The organism is Butyricimonas sp. Marseille-P2440 (assembly GCF_900091675.1).
GTDB lineage: Bacteria > Bacteroidota > Bacteroidia > Bacteroidales > Marinifilaceae > Butyricimonas > Butyricimonas synergistica.
Genome location: NZ_LT594609.1, coordinates 781,438 through 798,068, shown reverse-complemented (window position 1 = coordinate 798,068; position 16,631 = coordinate 781,438). Strand labels below are relative to the sequence as shown.

Genomic DNA, 16,631 nt, shown 5'->3' with positions numbered 1-16,631 from the left:
TGTTTTTTTACACATCACCTTACTTTCGAACGACGCTCACCTCCTTCCCGTTGATAACGAATTTAACATCAGCCACTGATTCTATCACGTCCAAAACCTCCCGAAGAGAGGAAGTACGTTTCACCGAGAACACGTATTCCCGCGTATCCGGGACCGTATTCCCACGCTCAAAATCAACATCATAATACAACTCAAGACTCCGGACTATTTGTTCTATCGTTTTCCCGTTGAAAAGAATATAACCATTCCGTTTTGCCCTGTATTCCGCCAAATTTACCTGAACCACTTTAACACCTCCCGCATCGTCGATAGAAGACAGTTCCCCGGGACGGAGTATCGTTTCTCCCGTGCCATCTTTAGGCATAATCCCGACACGTCCCTCGACCAGAACGGCTTCATCCGGCGCTTCTTCCCGGGCGAGGACGTTAAAAATAGTACCGTACACCTGCAATTTCATGCGCCCCGTGTTCACCGCAAAACGATTGGATGATTTGGTAACCTCGAAATAAGCCTCTCCCCGGAGAGCAACCTCCCTCACCGAGCAAGAGTCGAATTGCACAGGATAAGTCAACTCGCTGGAAGGTCCAAGCAACACGAAAGTCCCGTCGGACAAAACCAACTCGAAAGTCTTACCCCGCGGCACGATGATCGTGTGCCTCGGGATTTGCTTCTCCACACGGGCTGTATCCTCTTCCTGCCTGTTTTCACGTGCCGAATATTCCAACTTATTATCAGCGACTTGCCGGACCACGTCGGAATCCAATTGCTCGGTCGTAAACTTATCACCGCTCTCGGTGACAACGACCACCTCTGACAAGTGATTGCCGGGGTACGTCATTCCTATCGGCACTTTGCCCTCGTCATAGACATTTCCGGTATTATACCACCAGATTCCCACCGAGAATAACAAAATAACAGATGCTGCCACCGTCATCCGTTGCCACAATACACGCCGCTGTTTGCCTCGCTTACTCTTCAACATCTTCTTGTAAAGAACATCCAATTGTTCTTCTGAAAAAAATTCATTCCGAGTCGGGCTATTCGCATAATAATCCCGAGTCCGCCGATAAAACGCTTCATTCCGGGAATCTCTTTCACGCCATCGCTCCACCTCTTCGATGGTCTTCCGGTCGGCACACCCGTTGATATATGAAAATAATTTACTCCAATCTATCTGCATAAACAATGTCTTTTCTACAAAAAACGCTCATGCAAAAAAATGGGACCCTCTTATTCCAATATTTTTTTAAATTTTTTTCAACAATATATTTTTAACTCGCAACAAGTCCTAAATAAAAATTTAATCGCATATATTTGTCATGTGGTTATTACAAAAAAAGCAGAAATTTTAAACTCTGAATATGCCCGAGGAGAAATTTGAACATATCTTCAAATGCTACTATAGTGATATTTACAATTTTGTTTATCACTATATTATGGATCGAGATGACGCAGAAGATCTGGTTCAAGACGTGTTTATCGGCTTTTTCGAGAAATACAAGTCTATCCCGGAAGAGATCAACACGAAACAATACCTTCTGGCTATGTCTAAAAATCGTTGTATCAGCTTTCTACGACACAAGAACGTGATAGACCGCAACAACCTGAAGTATTTCGAATCGCTCATCTTCAGCACCACATCCGAATACGACACCACGTATGACGATTTATTCTCGAAACTAAATCTGGCAATGGACAACCTTTCCGACCTGCAAAAGCGAATCGTGGAAATGAAACTAGCCGGGAAAAGTTACGAGGAAATATCCGATGAATTAAACGTCACACATTCCCAAGTACACAAAAACATCAAAAAAGCATACTCGAAAATCCGTTCTTTCATCGATAAAAACCCGGATGAATCAAAATATCTTTTACTGCTTTACCTTTTCTTTCATCTTTTCTAATTCGTTACCCCTCCACCTCAATATGAATCTTCATGTCATTCACCTCGCAATCTTTAGAACGCAACTCGATAATCATTCCCGGATGAGTCCAAGTAGTCTGAAAATCATAATCTTTCAATTCCCCGGCTTTCAACGGGAATGAACGACGGAAACGAACGGAATTTCCCTCCCCGTTTTCCTTGATAACCAGTATCGCATCGCAATCCAATTTCCCGTCAAAACGCACACGTAACACTTTAGGTAACTCCATTTTCGTGTTATACTCGAAAGTCATTTCTTGCTGCCCGTTTACCGTGAAAGTCTTTTCTTCAATAACTTTAGACGTTTTCATCCAAATGAGCATACCCAAAGCGAATAATACCAGAACAGCACACAAGTAAAGTATTCCCCGTAATTTCTTATTTTTCATAAGCACTTGTTTTTATAATACCCCTTTTAAAAGAATAGGCTCCACAAAAATAAAGATTATTCATTACAGGTCACTCTATCAGACATGATTTTTATAAATACACTACATATCCTCTAAAGAAAATCCGCACAATCCAACCTTGTACTTTCCCCAATATTTAGTAAGTACCTCCGCTTTTCGGGACAAGGCATTCAGATCTATCTTTTGCGGATTACGTTTCACTTCAGCGACGATAGCAGTCTTCCGTAAATGATTCAAAGCAATTATATCTATCTCATTTTCTCCCTTTTTGTCCCAATAATTCCCAATATCTGTAATATCTTCTGTTTCTGACATTTTCTCCTGAAAATAACGTTCTAAGATCAAACCACTGAATTGTTCATAATTGTCTAAGATATATTCCTTCAGCAATTGGAATTTCTTCAATTCCAACATAGATTGGTTCGGATAGATAAAGCGGAACCAAAATAACATATAATTATCATTCAAAACCCATCGAACCTTTCGACTTTCGGGCTTCGAGAACATCGGTCTTTTCTTCTTGATCAATGAATATTCTTTTTCAAGATTGACCAGATAGGCTCCCGTACTCTTTTCAATAATAGAGTCTATCTCGCTTTGAGTCGTCTTACCGGAAGCTATCAACTGAAGAATAGAGAAATAAACTCCGTATTCCTTACCAAATTCTGCTACAAGTAAATCATGTCCTTCATCCAAAAAAGGCGAATCAGGGGAAATTACAACATCCAACATTTTATCTCGAGTCACAGCCCCGGCTTCCATAAGTAAAGTTACATATTTAGCCACTCCCCCTGTGATTAGGTAAAGTCCCAACAAATCTTCCGAAGTATAATCCGGGTTATAATCCGTTAGAATTTCTTTCAACGTCCCGGTCGGAAAAGGAGAAAGTACGATCTTTGATGTCAAGCGTCCAAACAGAGGTTCTTTATTGTTCTCGAATATTTTTTTCATCATAGAATAAATAGAACCACAAACAATAAAATTAATCTTTGCTTGTTCCTTATATCTATCCCAAAGATCTTGAATATCACTGAATATCGAGTGATTTACATTATCAAATTCTTGAAATTCATCTATAATCAACGTATAATGCTCCCGGGTCGCATAAATCATCAATTGCTCAAAGAGAGTTCGAAAATCTGTAATTGAACCAAAAATCTGCAAACCTAACGATCTTTCAACTTCTTCTTGAAATTGGCTGCACAACAGAGGTTCACTTTTACGAGAAACAAACAGATATAAAAAGCGACGCCCTTTCATCGCTTCTAAAAGCAATGAAGTCTTTCCAACGCGGCGACGTCCTATCATAACCGTAAAACAAGCCGTCTGGTTAGATTGTTCAAATGTCCGTTCAAGTATCTCTAACTCTGTCTTTCTACCATAGAATTTCATAGCATTTATTTTTGTAATGGATATTATAATAATGACCATTACAAAAATAAGTATAATTTGAATAAGTCGTTTTATTCCATCATTTTATTTTAATAAAAATCAAGCAAGCCATTGTCACATAAACAAATTGCCGGTTCAAAACAGCGTTTTTCCAAAAAATTGCTATTTTGAACCGGCAACTTATCTGACTTTCACTTTCCATTTATCACATATTTTTCAAGGAAAAACCTCTTATCTTTAGCTACCCCTTCACGACTGTTTATTATCTTGTTCACAAATTGTTTTATCCACAATAACATCACCTTGTTGAAGTAAATAATCTACCAAAAAATTATCCTCATCTAAATCTAAAAGAAAAAATATCGTATTTTCCCTAAAGCGAGTATAAATTGCAGCACCAAAAATATCATTATATTTCTTGAAATTCCACACGCATTTCAAACCTATATAATAGATATTTTCATCACTACCTTCTCCTATATAATAACCGATCACTATTTAGCGAATATTTGAATCCTGTTCGTAAACAGGAGATCTTTCTTATCCCATTTACCGACCTTACAAAATAGCTGGTTTGTCTGCTTCCATTCGAACTGTCGATTGTCAAACCCTTCCTGATCCAAATTTAACATGACATCGTCAGTCACATCCACTCCCCCTTTACAAGTACTCCGAATACTTTTAACTGTCGCCCAAGGACCAAGGATAATTCCCCACCAACCGAAAATAGATGAGATTAAATTATAGCGCCACTGATACTTTCTTATCGACTCTCCTTTTTTTACCAAAATAGCAGGTGAAAAAAAAGATAATGGCATGGCTAAAATAGAAACAGTGTATGGAAACATAAAAGTGTAATCATCAGGAATCTTTATCCGCCGTTTTACATATCCATCATCCAAATTTATATTATTAAAATCATTACCATTCTACAAATATAGAAATTCATTAAATAAAAATAACAGTTCAAGTCACTCTTAGTTTTCTAATACTCATCCCAGCTCTTGATAGCGATCTCGGTTGAGTCTACTTTACAGATCGCATAAATGAATGCACTTGCCAGACGGGCATTCGTGATTAGCGGGATATTGTAGTCCACTGCGGCACGACGGATTTTATACCCATTATCCAATTCCCGTTTCGTGTGATTCTTGGGGATATTAATCACCAAATCTATTTTCCGGTCATGCAAATACTCCATGATATTGGGTTCCTTGTCTTCATCGGGCCAATATAGGATATTCACATCGATGTTGTTCTCCTTGAAGAATTTTGCCGTTCCTTCCGTGGAATATATCGTGAAGCCCTTTTCGATTAACATCCGGGTGGAATTCAATAATTCCACTTTGGAACGCATGGGACCCGATGAAATCAGAATATTCTTTTTCGGAATCCGGTGCCCCACGGAAAGCATACTCTTCAATATCGCCTCGTAATAATTTTCCCCGATGCAACCCACTTCCCCGGTAGAAGCCATATCCACACCCAGCACGGGATCGGCTTTCAGCAGACGGGCAAACGAGAACTGCGAAGCCTTCACGCCCACGTAATCGAGGTCGAACACGGATTTGTTTAATGCCTCCACTTTTTCGCCCAACATGATCCGGGTTGCCATATCGATAAAGTTATATTTCAACACTTTCGACACGAAGGGGAAACTTCTCGAAGCCCGGAGATTACACTCGATCACCTTTATATCATTGTCTTTTGCCAAGAATTGCATATTGAAAGGACCGGAGATATTCAGTTCTTTCGCTATCAACCGGGCTATCTTCTTGATGCGACGAATCGTTTCTATGTATAATTTCTGCGCGGGGAACACGATTGTTGCATCCCCGGAATGCACCCCGGCAAACTCCACGTGCTCGCTGATCGCATAAGCTTTCACCTCTCCCTCCTGTGCCACGGCATCGATTTCAACCTCTTTCGCCTGTTCGATAAACTCAGACACCACCACGGGATGATCTTTCGACACCTCGGCTGCCAGTTCCAGAAAATGCAGCAACTCGTCTTTATTCGATACCACGTTCATAGCAGCACCCGAGAGCACATAAGAAGGACGAATTAATACCGGGAAGCCCACTTTATCCACGAAAGCGTATATATCCTCTATACTCGTCAATTCGCTCCATCGGGGCTGGTCGATACCCAACTCGTCACACATGGAAGAAAACTTCTGACGGTCTTCCGCCCGGTCGATCGATTCGGGAGAAGTTCCCAATATACTCACGTGCTGCCCGTGCAACCGCATTGCCAAGTTGTTCGGGATTTGCCCTCCCGTGGAAACAATCACTCCCTTCGGTTCTTCCAGTTCCACGATGTCCATCACCCGCTCGAAAGAGAGTTCATCGAAATACAAGCGATCGCAGGTATCATAATCCGTGCTCACCGTTTCGGGATTATAATTAATCATCACCGAGCGGTACCCCATTTTCCGTATCGTGTTCAAAGCACTTACCCCACACCAGTCAAACTCCACGCTACTGCCTATACGATACGCTCCCGAGCCAAGCACGATCACTGAGCGACCGTCATGCTCGTATTGCACATCATTTTCAGAACCGTTATACGTGATATACAGATAATTGGTCAAGGCAGGGTACTCTCCCGCCAGCGTATCGATCTGTTTCACCGAGGGAAGAATACCCAATTTTTTTCGGTATTCCCTTATCTTCAACATCTTCTCATGATGAGAAAGAGGAGTGTTTTTAATCGTCAACCGTGCAATCTGAAAATCAGAGAATCCGTATTGTTTTGCCACGCGCAACAAATCCGCACCAATCTCAATTTCACTATTCAATTTTGACAATTCTTCTTTCAGCAGGTGGATATTCTCCAGGCGTTGCAAGAACCAGTGATCGATTTTCGTCAAATCGTGAATCTTTTGCACGCTATACCCTTTGTCAAAAGCTCCCGCTATGGCGAATATTCTGGCATCTGTCGGGTTCACCAACTCCTCGTCTATATCTTTTGTTTTAAGCACATTACCCACGAAACCGTGCATTCCCTGCCCGATCATACGGATTCCTTTTTGAATAGCTTCCTCGAAAGTCCTGCCGATAGCCATAATTTCCCCGACGCTCTTCATCGAGGAACCGATCACTTTGGAAACCCCCTCGAACTTATTTAAATCCCAGCGGGGAATCTTGCATACCACGTAATCCAACGCCGGTTCAAAACAAGCCGTGGTTACTTTGGTCACCGAATTTTTAATCTCGTGTAACCCGTAACCCATTCCTAGTTTTGCCGCCACGAATGCCAACGGGTATCCCGTAGCTTTCGATGCCAAAGCACTGGAACGCGACAGACGAGCATTCACCTCTATCACCCGGTAATCCTCGGAATTTGGGTCTAGGGCGTATTGCACGTTACATTCTCCCACAATCCCTATATGCCGAATTATTTTGATCGCTATAGCCCTCAATTTGTGGTATTCACTATTACTTAATGTTTGCGAAGGAGCCACCACGATGCTTTCACCCGTGTGAATCCCCAGCGGGTCGAAATTCTCCATATTACAAACAGTAATACAATTGTCATATTTATCGCGAACTACCTCATACTCCACCTCTTTCCATCCTTTCAGTGATTCCTCCACGAGAACCTGTGGGGAATAGGAAAACGCACTGGAAGTTAACCTTTCCAATTCCTCTTTATCGGAACAGAAACCGGAACCCAAACCACCCAAAGTATAGGCAGCCCGAATAATCACGGGAAATCCCAATTTATCCACCGCCGCAAACGCTTCCTCCATATTATTCGCGGCAATACTCCTGGGTGTTCTTACATCAATCTCCGCTAATTTTCCCGCGAATATTTCCCTGTCTTCCGTGTCTATAATAGCTTGTACGGGCGTTCCCAATACCTGCACATTATATTTTTCCAGTACCCCGGATTTATACAATTCCACACCACAATTCAACGCCGTCTGTCCCCCGAAAGAAAGCAATATTCCATCCGGACGTTCTTTTTTAATCACCTCTTCTACAAACTCGGGAGTGACCGGCAAATAATAGATTTTATCCGCCACACCCTCGGAAGTCTGTACTGTAGCAATATTCGGGTTAATCAACACGCTATAAATACCCTCCTCCCGAAGGGCTTTTAATGCCTGTGAACCGGAATAATCAAACTCTCCGGCTTCCCCTATCTTCAACGCTCCCGATCCCAGAAGCAAAACTTTACTTATTTTCATTTTAGATTTATGATTTACAATTTATTAATTCAAAAATCACTGAATTAGTAATTTCTGCATTTTCAATTATTTTTATTCGATGATTTCATCGCAGTTATGAAATCGTCAAATAAAAACTCCGTGTCCACCGGACCACTGGACGCTTCCGGATGGAATTGTGCGGAGAAGAACGGCTTTTTCTTATGCCGAATCCCCTCGTTCGTACCGTCATTCACGTTCACGAAAAGCGGTTCCCAATCTGCCGGAAGCGTTTTCTCGTCAATCGCGAATCCATGATTTTGCGAAGTAATATAACAGCGGGTACCTCCCGGTTTCATCACCGGTTGATTATGGCTCCGGTGCCCGTATTTCAATTTATAAGTAGACGCACCCGCAGCTCTCGCCATTAATTGATTTCCGAGACAAATTCCCATGATCGGAGTATCTCCTTTCAGAGCCTTCCGTATATGCTCTATCGTTTCCTTGCACATTGCCGGATCGCCGGGTCCGTTGGAAAGAAAAAGCCCGTCATATTTCTCTTTCGTGAAATCATAATCCCAGGGCACACGTTTCACGGTCACGTCACGCTTTAGCAAACATCGCAGAATATTATTTTTCACCCCGCAATCCACCAACATCACTTTGTATTTACCGTTCCCGTACTCCATAATCTTTTTCGTGGAAACTTCCGCTACAATATTATCTTTATTCGGGTCATAAAAAGGCACATCTTCGCCATCGAACAGTATTTTTCCTGCCATTGCGCCGTTATCCCTTAATTTTTGAGTCAATGCCCGGGTATCTATACCAAAAAGCCCCGGAATCCGTTGTTCTTTCAACCAATCTCCGAGGCTTTTTTGTGAATTCCAATGACTGTACCGAGAGGAATAATCCGAAATCACCAATGCCTTGCAATGAATCTTGTCTGACTCGAAGAACTTGGAGATCCCGTCCCGCTCATCGTCGACCGGAACCCCGTAATTGCCGATCATCGGATAAGTAGGAACCAGTATCTGTCCCTTGTAAGAAGGATCTGTCAAACTTTCGGGATAACCCGTCATTGCCGTATAAAAAACAACTTCCCCGGACACCGATTTCTCGTAACCAAAGGAAGTTCCCTCGTAAACTGTCCCGTCTTCCAGTATCAGACGAGCTTTTTTTAATTTCTGCATATTTATTCTATCAGCTAAAGATTATATGTAAATACTGCGCAAAAATAGCACTAAAAATCGACACCACAAAGAATATTTATGTCATTAAATAAATAATTATGCAATAAATATATACGTCCATTGAAAATCAAACATTTTTGATTAGTTTTGTAGTGCGTAATACAAAACATTTATGAGAAATAAAACCAAACGCTTGTTATCTATCAGAAAGCTCATAGAGAACGAACAGATATGTTCTCAGGAAGAACTATTATTCAGATTGAAAGAATTGGGCGTAGAGGCAACACAGAGCACCTTATCGCGTGATCTCAAATTCATGAGAGTGGCAAAAATACCTCACAAGGATAAGGGTTACATATATATTATCCCGGATAGCATACAAAACGAACAGGCAGATGAAAAAACCTCTGCTATCGTCACGGACTCTATTTCAAGCATTGACTTTTCCGGCAATATAGCTGTTATGAAAACAGTCCCCGGGTATGCAAAAGCGGTGACGGTATTGATTGACAACGAAAATTATTTTGAAGTATTGGGAACTATCGGGGGAGACGATACTGTACTGATCGTCATGCGTGAAGGGGTAACCCACAAGGAACTATTGGACGCCCTTTCCTCTATACACCCTAATATTCACTCGTTATTTAAGTAATCATTTTGAATTTTCAACTTTCAATATGGTATTATCTCGAAAATAGTTTGTAAACTTGCACCCCGTATTTTCAAGATTATAATCATGAATATTATTACAAAGAAAGCGGAATTAACCACCACGATAGAGAAGCTGAAACAAGAAGGGAAGACGGTAGGTCTCGTACCTACAATGGGTGCACTTCACGAGGGACATATCTCTCTGGTAAAAGCATGTAAAAAAGAAAATGACGTGGTTGTCGTCAGCGTGTTTGTCAATCCCACGCAATTCAACGATAAAGAAGATCTTAAACGTTATCCGCGTACGCTGGATAAGGATGTCGCCCTACTGGAAAAAAACGGATGTGATTATGTATTCACACCCAGCGTCGAAGAAATGTATCCCGAGGAAGACACCCGGGTATTCAATTTCGGATATGTGGAAAGCGTTATGGAAGGCGCAAGGCGTCCGGGGCATTTCAATGGCGTGGGACAAATCGTGAGCAAACTGTTTGACATCGTTCAGCCACACCGAGCTTATTTCGGAATGAAAGATTTCCAGCAAATTGCCGTGATCAAAAATATGGTGAAACAATTGCACTATAACCTGGAAATCGTTCCGTGCCCTATCATCCGGGAAGCAGACGGTCTTGCCATGAGTTCTAGAAATACATTACTGGAACCGGAATACCGAAAAAATGCCCCGCATATCCATAAAGTTCTTCAAGAAGCCACAACGTTGACTTCCAAAATGAATGTGGAAGAAATAAAAAAATGGGTAACAGAAGAAATCAATAAAAATCCTTATCTTGAAGTCGAATATTTCGAGATTGTAGACGATACTGAATTGAAACCGATCCGGGATTGGAAAGAGAACAACGTGAAAATCGGTTGTATAGCGGTATATGCCGGGAAAATCCGACTAATTGATAATATTGTATTTTAAAACGTATATCAAACAAGCACAAAGATGTTTATAGAAGTAGTAAAATCTAAACTTCATAAAGTTACCGTTACTGAAGCCAACCTTCAGTACGTGGGTAGTATCACCATTGACGAAGCACTTCTCGAGGCAGCCAACATGATTGAAAACGAAAAAGTTCAAATCGTGAATATCAACAATGGTGAGAGATTCGAAACCTATATCATCAAAGGTGAAAGAAACTCGGGTATTATATGCTTAAACGGTCCGGCAGCTCGCAAATGCGCCGTGGGGGATGTGGTTATTATCATTTCTTACGCTTCTATGGATTTCGAAGAAGCAAAATCACACAAACCCGTACTAGTGTTTCCCGATACGGCTACAAACAAACTAATTTAATTTGCCATGGATTTTTTACCTAATATAGAGAAAAAAATAGCTTACACTCCGGAAGAAGCTTCTAGAACCATCAGTATGTGGAGATTTAAAAACGACAAAATCGTCTTCACGAACGGTTGTTTTGACATTCTACATAAAGGACACATCGAATACCTGGTAAAAGCTGCTTCCCTCGGGACTAAACTAATTATCGGTTTAAATACCGACAATTCGGTCAAAAGATTAAAAGGCGAATCCCGTCCCGTGAATGACGAGAAAGCCCGGGCTTTATTATTGGCTTCATTGGTTTTCGTCGATAAAGTTATCCTTTTCGATACAGATACACCCTACGACCTGATAAACATGGTACAACCGGACGTACTGGTAAAAGGAGGAGATTACAAACCAGAAGACATTGTCGGGTACGATATCGTGAAAGCTAAAGGAGGTGAAGTTGTTACCCTAGATTTCATTGAAGGCTATTCTACCACTTCGGTGATCGAGAAAATGAAGTAATTCGCTAAAATTTTCAATATAAACGAGCCATTTATCCATTGGATAAGTGGCTTTTTTTTATCTCTCCATTTTCAATTATTTGTTAGTATCCTCGTTAGTAACTGTGCATAAAAAAAGAACTAAAAAGAATAACTTCATTTGCATTTTTAAAAAAGAGAATCAAGTAACAATTGAAACCAGAAATCCAAGAATAGTTTTTCAAATTATTCCAATTCGTTTCTACAAAATACTAACACCAAAATCGGGTCTTTTCACAAATTACTTTCTCCGTCTTATTGTTACTAACAATTGTGGATAACTCAAAAATCATTTTGATTATCAATAGATAACTCAAATATAAATTGTGAGTAACTACAACACCAATGTTTAATAACAATAGAAACAAGGAAAATCCATTATTTTTATCCCGAGAACTCACAGCTTATAATAATATTCATATTTCTTTTTAAAAAAATAAAAGATAATATATATATGATGTAGTTGTTGAGAACTTGCTATTTTTGCCATGTCAATGAACTTGAAGCAAAAATAAAGAAAATATGAATCCTTTGAAAAAATTAATTGGGGAAACCGTGATTTATGGTTTTACGACGATACTTGGGCGATTTATCAATTGGTTGCTAGTACCACTGTATACTCGGGTACTTTCAACCGTAGATAATGGTATCTTCACGAATTTAATGGGATATGTTGCATTATTGGTTGTATTGTTAACTTATGGTACGGAAACTGGGTTCTTTCGTTTTGCTACCAAGGATAATAAGAATAAAGTATTTTCTACTTTGTTGACCTCTTTGGCTTCCACTTCAATTATATTTTTGGTACTTTGTTTCGCTTTTCTTCCTCAAATCGTTGATTTTTTGGAAGTAGGAAATCATCCACTTTACTTTATCCTTTTAGTTGTAACAATTGCAATAGATGTAATCAGTACATTACCTTTTGCGTTGTTGCGAATGGAAGGAAAAGCTATTCGTTTCGGTATCATTAAATTAGTGAATATATTGATTAACGTGGGATTGAACCTGTTCTTTTACTTGCTTTGCCCATTTTTGGAAAAGAAAGGAATCACGGTTCCTTTTTATCAGGCAGACGGGGGAGTCGTTTATATATTCGTTTCTTATCTGGTGGCTTCCATTGTCACGTTTTTAATGTTATTACCTTATATATTCCGGTTTAAATTCGTGTTTTCTTTCTCTTTGTTGAAGGATATTTTGAAGTATTCTTACCCGATATTGATTGTAAGTGTAGCTGGAATGATTAATTTACAGGGTGATAAAATTTTAATGCCTAAAATATTGGGAAGCGGGGATGAAGCTTTGGCGGTTACGGGGATATATGGAGCTAGCTATAAGTTAGCCTTAATCATGTATATTTTCACGCAAGGGTTCCGCTTTGCTTTCGAGCCTTTCTTTTTCAATTATGCCAAAAGTAATGATTCCAAAAAGATATATGAGGATGTATTGCTTTATTTTACCGGATTTGGGTTAATGATTTTCTTGGGAGTCATGTATTTCCTGGATGTTTTGAAATATTTTCTGGACGAAAAGTTTTTCGACGGATTGGTTATATTGCCGTGGGTATTGATGGCAAATTTGTTTCAAGGCATATATTACTCGCTTTCTTTATGGTATAAGTTGACAGACAAGACTATATATGGTGCTTACATGGCGATAATAGGATGCGTGATTACCGTGGCGGGAAACGTGATCTTTCTGCCTCGTATAGGATTTATGGCTTCTGCTTATTCCGTGTTTACTTGTTTCCTTGTTATGACAGTGCTTTCTTTCATTCTGGGAAGGCATTTCTATAAGATCAATTACGATATTCCAAAAATCATTTTTTACTTTGCTATTTGCCTTGTTTTCTATTTTGTAGGGCGTATGATAAAATTTGAGGGGAATTGGATAACTTGTTTGGCTCGTTTACCGTTATTTGTACTCTTTGTGTACATATTCGTGAGAAGAGAGATGAGTTTTTTACTGACAAAAGACTTTATATACAGGTTAATTCATAAAAAATAGCTATCTTAGCACGATTTATGAAATCATCCATTTGGATGACTAACTACCAAAGTATTAGATAGAAATGAAAATAAAGATTGTAAACAAATCGAAGCATGCACTTCCGGAATATAAGACAAGTTCATCGGCAGGTATGGATATTCGGGCAAATATCGATGCCCCGATTATGTTGAAGCCATTGGAAAGAAGACTTGTTCCAACGGGATTATTTATAGAACTGCCTGACGGTTACGAGGCACAAATGCGTCCGAGAAGCGGGTTGGCTTTAAATGAAGGAATTACTTTGTTGAATACACCGGGAACGATCGATGCCGATTACAGGGGAGAGATTGGTGTTATTCTTGTCAATTTGTCGCATGAAGTTACTCAAATCAATGATGGCGAGCGTATTTGCCAAATGGTAATCAATAAAGTAGAGCAAGCTGAATTGATAGAGGTGGAAACTTTAAATGAAACGGAAAGAGGAGGGGGAGGCTTCGGTCATACAGGTAAACAATAAACAATTTAGGATGACCAGATTAATTAAATCGTTATTTGTTATTCTGTTTCTTTTTTGCACGGTTCAAGTATTTGCAGATAAAAAGAAAGGGGTTGAACCTACTTTAGAAGGTGAAGCTAAAGTACAGTTCGATTATGCTTTCATGGAAGGTGTACGTTATAAAATACTGGGCGATTTGAAATCGGCTATTGCCTGTTTCGATCAGTGCATGAAAATTTATAACCGAAGTGCCGCAGTACGGTATGAAGTATCAAGTATACTTTCTTTAGGTGAGGAATTAAATGTTCCCCTTCAATTAATGCGGGAAGCCGTTCAGTTGGAACCCGATAATATTTGGTATAATTTATTGTTGGCTAATATTTTGCAAAAAAAATCGATGATAGAGGAAGCTTGCAAAATATATGACAACCTGATTGATATGCACCCGGAACGGGAAGATTTTTATATTATAGAAGTTGATCTTTATACTTCGGTAGAGAAGTGGGATAAAGCAATAGAGGTATTGAATAAATACGAGAAGCAATTCGGGATCAATGAACCGGCTGTAATAGAGAAAGCTAAATTGTATTCGAAGATAGGGGATGTCAAGAAGGCTTCTTCCGAGGTAATGAAATTAATCAAGAAGTATCCGGAGAACACGGATTATTTAGGATTATTGGCTGAATTGTATTTATCCCACAGCCAGGAGAAAAAAGGATTGCAACTTCTGGATAAAATAGTGAAAGACGATCCCGATAATGGTTTTGTAAGACTTTATTTGGCAGATTATTATCGAGTTAAAAATGACACGATAAATACTAGAAAATATATTCGTTCAGCTTTTTTGAATGATAATATTGATAACGGGTTGAAAGTTCAATATTTATTGAAATTACTCGTGAATCAAGATAATTCAAAGATGTCACCCGAACAAATTTATCCTTACGTTCAATTGTTGCTGGAAAAATACCCGAATGACCTCGGTGTAAGAACTTTGAATGCCGATTTTCTGAAACGGGAGAATAAATTAGAAGAGTGCAAAAAGGAATTGGAGTTTATTGTTTCCAGGGAAAAGAATAATTATTTGGTTTGGGAAGAATTGATGTTATTATCCAATCAGTTGGGGGATACGGCTGCTATGCGAAGGGAAGGATTGGAATGTTTGAATTATTTCCCGAACGAGGCTCTGCCTTACATGATGATAAGTTTACCTATGTTGGTCGAGGAAAATTATGCGGGTGCAAAAGGTTATTTGGTGAAAGGGCTTGAATTGGCACCGGAGAATTCTTTTATAAAATCGCAATTGTATGCTTATTTGGGTGAATGTTATTACAAGCAAGACAGTGTAGATATAGCGTTTTCCATGTTTGATAGTGCGATAGCTATCAATCCGAATGATATAATGACTTTGAATAATTATAGTTATTATCTTTCTTTACGGAATGAGCGTTTGGATTACGCGGAAAAAATGATTTCTGCGGCATTGAGTGCCGATCCGAATAATGCTACTTTTCTGGATACTTATGCCTGGGTACTTTTCAAGTTGAAGAATTATTCTTTGGCACGTTTTTATATGCGTTCTGCCATGGAGAATACAACTGAACCGAGTGGCGTGTTGTACGAGCATTACGGTGATATTCTTTATATGAACGGAGATAAGGAAGAAGCATTGAAAATGTGGAAGAAAGCATTGGAATTGGGTGATGATATTAGTGATGATTTAAAAAATAAAATAGAGAACGGTTTATCGGTAGAGCATGAGGAATAGTTTTATTTTTATTTTGGTTTTGGTCTTATTGGTGTCGTGTAAGTCCGTTAAAAAAGTAGTTGAAGTTAAAAGAGAATTGCCGAATATAACTGAAGCAAGATTGCTGAGGAATGTTTACTTTAACGAATTGGATTATAACACGATATATGCGAAGAAAATAGATTTGACCTTAAAGGAGAAGAAAAAATCTCATAGTCTGAAAGCGATTATGAGAATTCAAAGAGATAGCTTCATTTGGGTATCGGTTACTGCTCCCATGGGAATAGAAGTAGCACGTATTTTGTTGACACCTGATAGCGTGAAATTTATCAGCCCGAGAGATAAGAAATATTTTATTTCGGATTACAATTACTTTATCGATCGTTTTGATGTTGGTTTTACCTATGATTGCTTCCAGCGGATGCTGACGAATCGTTTTTTTGATTTTGAATCCTGTACCTCAGAAGTGGATAGAGGAAGACGATTCAAATTCGATAAGTCGGGTAATGACTATCTTTTGTACACGTTGGAAGAAAAGGCTTTAGGTAGGAAACTGAAAAAATTGTACAAGAAAAAGCGGAAAAATAAAGAGTTTTCCGTGATTTTACAAAAGATACATATTGACCCGGATTGTTTCAGACCTCGATTGGTTTCTATCGAAGACATGGATGAAAAGGTGGGTATGAGTGTTAAATACAAGAATATTAAAGATTTCGAGGGAAAATTGTTCCCGGAGAAGATAGTTTTTAATATCTTTACTGATGAAGATGAATGGGAAGTTCAACTGGATTTCAGTCGTCTGGAATTTGATGTAGAGGTGTCCCCTAATTTTAAAATATCGAGTAAATATCAAAGAATGTATTAGTA

Annotated in this window: 16 protein-coding genes; 9 read left to right on the top strand and 7 right to left on the bottom strand. The window is 39.3% G+C overall.

Annotation, left to right across the window (positions count from 1 at the left end):
• Positions 1–19 precede the first annotated feature (19 nt).
• Complete coding sequence (locus BN8899_RS09070) at positions 20–1,180, bottom strand: FecR family protein (protein ID WP_065219166.1); 1,161 nt, start codon at positions 1,178–1,180, stop codon at positions 20–22.
• Between the two features lie 181 nt (positions 1,181–1,361).
• Between BN8899_RS09070 and BN8899_RS09065 the strand changes: the two genes are divergently transcribed.
• On the top strand, positions 1,362–1,904 hold the full coding sequence (locus BN8899_RS09065; RefSeq protein ID WP_065219165.1) for a sigma-70 family RNA polymerase sigma factor: 543 nt from the start codon (positions 1,362–1,364) through the stop codon (positions 1,902–1,904).
• Between the two features lie 4 nt (positions 1,905–1,908).
• On the opposite strand, the gene BN8899_RS09060 is transcribed toward BN8899_RS09065, so the two are convergent.
• The 6 genes from BN8899_RS09060 to carA all read right to left on the bottom strand — a co-directional run bounded on the left by BN8899_RS09060 (position 1,909) and on the right by carA (position 9,072).
• The gene (locus tag BN8899_RS09060) at positions 1,909–2,313 is read right to left on the bottom strand and encodes a hypothetical protein (RefSeq protein ID WP_065219164.1); all 405 of its coding nucleotides are present in this window, start codon (positions 2,311–2,313) and stop codon (positions 1,909–1,911) included.
• 102 nt (positions 2,314–2,415) lie between these two features.
• The gene (locus BN8899_RS09055) at positions 2,416–3,726 is read right to left on the bottom strand and encodes an ATP-binding protein (RefSeq protein ID WP_065219446.1); all 1,311 of its coding nucleotides are present in this window, start codon (positions 3,724–3,726) and stop codon (positions 2,416–2,418) included.
• 249 nt (positions 3,727–3,975) lie between these two features.
• Entirely contained in the window at positions 3,976–4,221 is a 246-nt protein-coding gene (locus BN8899_RS09050) for a hypothetical protein (protein WP_065219163.1), read from the bottom strand.
• Positions 4,221–4,628, bottom strand: a complete 408-nt coding sequence (locus BN8899_RS09045) for a hypothetical protein (protein WP_148375345.1) — start codon at positions 4,626–4,628, stop codon at positions 4,221–4,223. The genes BN8899_RS09050 and BN8899_RS09045 overlap by 1 nt, the downstream gene beginning before the upstream one ends.
• Positions 4,629–4,711: 83 nt before the next feature.
• Positions 4,712–7,921: a carbamoyl-phosphate synthase (glutamine-hydrolyzing) large subunit gene (carB, locus tag BN8899_RS09040; RefSeq protein ID WP_065219161.1), complete on the bottom strand. Its 3,210-nt coding sequence runs from the start codon at positions 7,919–7,921 to the stop codon at positions 4,712–4,714.
• 62 nt (positions 7,922–7,983) lie between these two features.
• Complete coding sequence (carA, locus tag BN8899_RS09035) at positions 7,984–9,072, bottom strand: glutamine-hydrolyzing carbamoyl-phosphate synthase small subunit (protein ID WP_018337869.1); 1,089 nt, start codon at positions 9,070–9,072, stop codon at positions 7,984–7,986.
• 172 nt (positions 9,073–9,244) lie between these two features.
• Between carA and BN8899_RS09030 the strand changes: the two genes are divergently transcribed.
• The 8 genes from BN8899_RS09030 (at position 9,245) to BN8899_RS08995 (ending at position 16,629) form a co-directional block, all read left to right on the top strand.
• The gene (locus BN8899_RS09030) at positions 9,245–9,724 is read left to right on the top strand and encodes an arginine repressor (RefSeq protein WP_018337870.1); all 480 of its coding nucleotides are present in this window, start codon (positions 9,245–9,247) and stop codon (positions 9,722–9,724) included.
• Positions 9,725–9,808: 84 nt separating this feature from the next.
• Positions 9,809–10,648 (top strand): pantoate--beta-alanine ligase, encoded by an 840-nt coding sequence (panC, locus tag BN8899_RS09025; protein WP_065219160.1) that lies wholly within the window; start codon positions 9,809–9,811, stop codon positions 10,646–10,648.
• A gap of 24 nt (positions 10,649–10,672) precedes the next feature.
• Positions 10,673–11,023 (top strand): aspartate 1-decarboxylase, encoded by a 351-nt coding sequence (gene panD / locus BN8899_RS09020; protein ID WP_018337872.1) that lies wholly within the window; start codon positions 10,673–10,675, stop codon positions 11,021–11,023.
• Positions 11,024–11,029: 6 nt separating this feature from the next.
• Positions 11,030–11,518: a D-glycero-beta-D-manno-heptose 1-phosphate adenylyltransferase gene (gene rfaE2 / locus BN8899_RS09015; RefSeq protein WP_018337873.1), complete on the top strand. Its 489-nt coding sequence runs from the start codon at positions 11,030–11,032 to the stop codon at positions 11,516–11,518.
• 539 nt (positions 11,519–12,057) lie between these two features.
• A complete protein-coding gene (locus BN8899_RS09010; protein ID WP_065219159.1) occupies positions 12,058–13,539 on the top strand; it encodes a lipopolysaccharide biosynthesis protein in 1,482 nt (493 codons plus the stop codon).
• Positions 13,540–13,603: 64 nt separating this feature from the next.
• Complete coding sequence (dut, locus tag BN8899_RS09005; protein ID WP_018337875.1) at positions 13,604–14,038, top strand: dUTP diphosphatase; 435 nt, start codon at positions 13,604–13,606, stop codon at positions 14,036–14,038.
• Between the two features lie 10 nt (positions 14,039–14,048).
• Positions 14,049–15,785, top strand: coding sequence for a tetratricopeptide repeat protein (locus BN8899_RS09000; protein WP_231932303.1), 1,737 nt, complete (start codon positions 14,049–14,051; stop codon positions 15,783–15,785).
• On the top strand, positions 15,775–16,629 hold the full coding sequence (locus BN8899_RS08995; protein WP_065219157.1) for a lipoprotein insertase outer membrane protein LolB1: 855 nt from the start codon (positions 15,775–15,777) through the stop codon (positions 16,627–16,629). The genes BN8899_RS09000 and BN8899_RS08995 overlap by 11 nt, the downstream gene beginning before the upstream one ends.
• Positions 16,630–16,631: the final 2 nt, after the last annotated feature.

Bases quoted from the DNA above. Each gene is read 5' to 3' on its own strand.
- BN8899_RS09060 (WP_065219164.1), bottom strand. From the start codon at position 2,313: ATGAAAAATAAGAAATTACGGGGAATACTTTACTTGTGTGCTGTTCTG.
- BN8899_RS09010 (WP_065219159.1), top strand. From the start codon at position 12,058: ATGAATCCTTTGAAAAAATTAATTGGGGAAACCGTGATTTATGGTTTT.
- BN8899_RS09000 (WP_231932303.1), top strand. From the start codon at position 14,049: ATGACCAGATTAATTAAATCGTTATTTGTTATTCTGTTTCTTTTTTGC.
- dut (WP_018337875.1), top strand. From the start codon at position 13,604: ATGAAAATAAAGATTGTAAACAAATCGAAGCATGCACTTCCGGAATAT.
- BN8899_RS09030 (WP_018337870.1), top strand. From the start codon at position 9,245: ATGAGAAATAAAACCAAACGCTTGTTATCTATCAGAAAGCTCATAGAG.
- BN8899_RS09070 (WP_065219166.1), bottom strand. From the start codon at position 1,180: ATGCAGATAGATTGGAGTAAATTATTTTCATATATCAACGGGTGTGCC.
- carA (WP_018337869.1), bottom strand. From the start codon at position 9,072: ATGCAGAAATTAAAAAAAGCTCGTCTGATACTGGAAGACGGGACAGTT.
- carB (WP_065219161.1), bottom strand. From the start codon at position 7,921: ATGAAAATAAGTAAAGTTTTGCTTCTGGGATCGGGAGCGTTGAAGATA.
- BN8899_RS09065 (WP_065219165.1), top strand. From the start codon at position 1,362: ATGCCCGAGGAGAAATTTGAACATATCTTCAAATGCTACTATAGTGAT.
- rfaE2 (WP_018337873.1), top strand. From the start codon at position 11,030: ATGGATTTTTTACCTAATATAGAGAAAAAAATAGCTTACACTCCGGAA.
- BN8899_RS09055 (WP_065219446.1), bottom strand. From the start codon at position 3,726: ATGAAATTCTATGGTAGAAAGACAGAGTTAGAGATACTTGAACGGACA.
- BN8899_RS08995 (WP_065219157.1), top strand. From the start codon at position 15,775: ATGAGGAATAGTTTTATTTTTATTTTGGTTTTGGTCTTATTGGTGTCG.
- panC (WP_065219160.1), top strand. From the start codon at position 9,809: ATGAATATTATTACAAAGAAAGCGGAATTAACCACCACGATAGAGAAG.
- panD (WP_018337872.1), top strand. From the start codon at position 10,673: ATGTTTATAGAAGTAGTAAAATCTAAACTTCATAAAGTTACCGTTACT.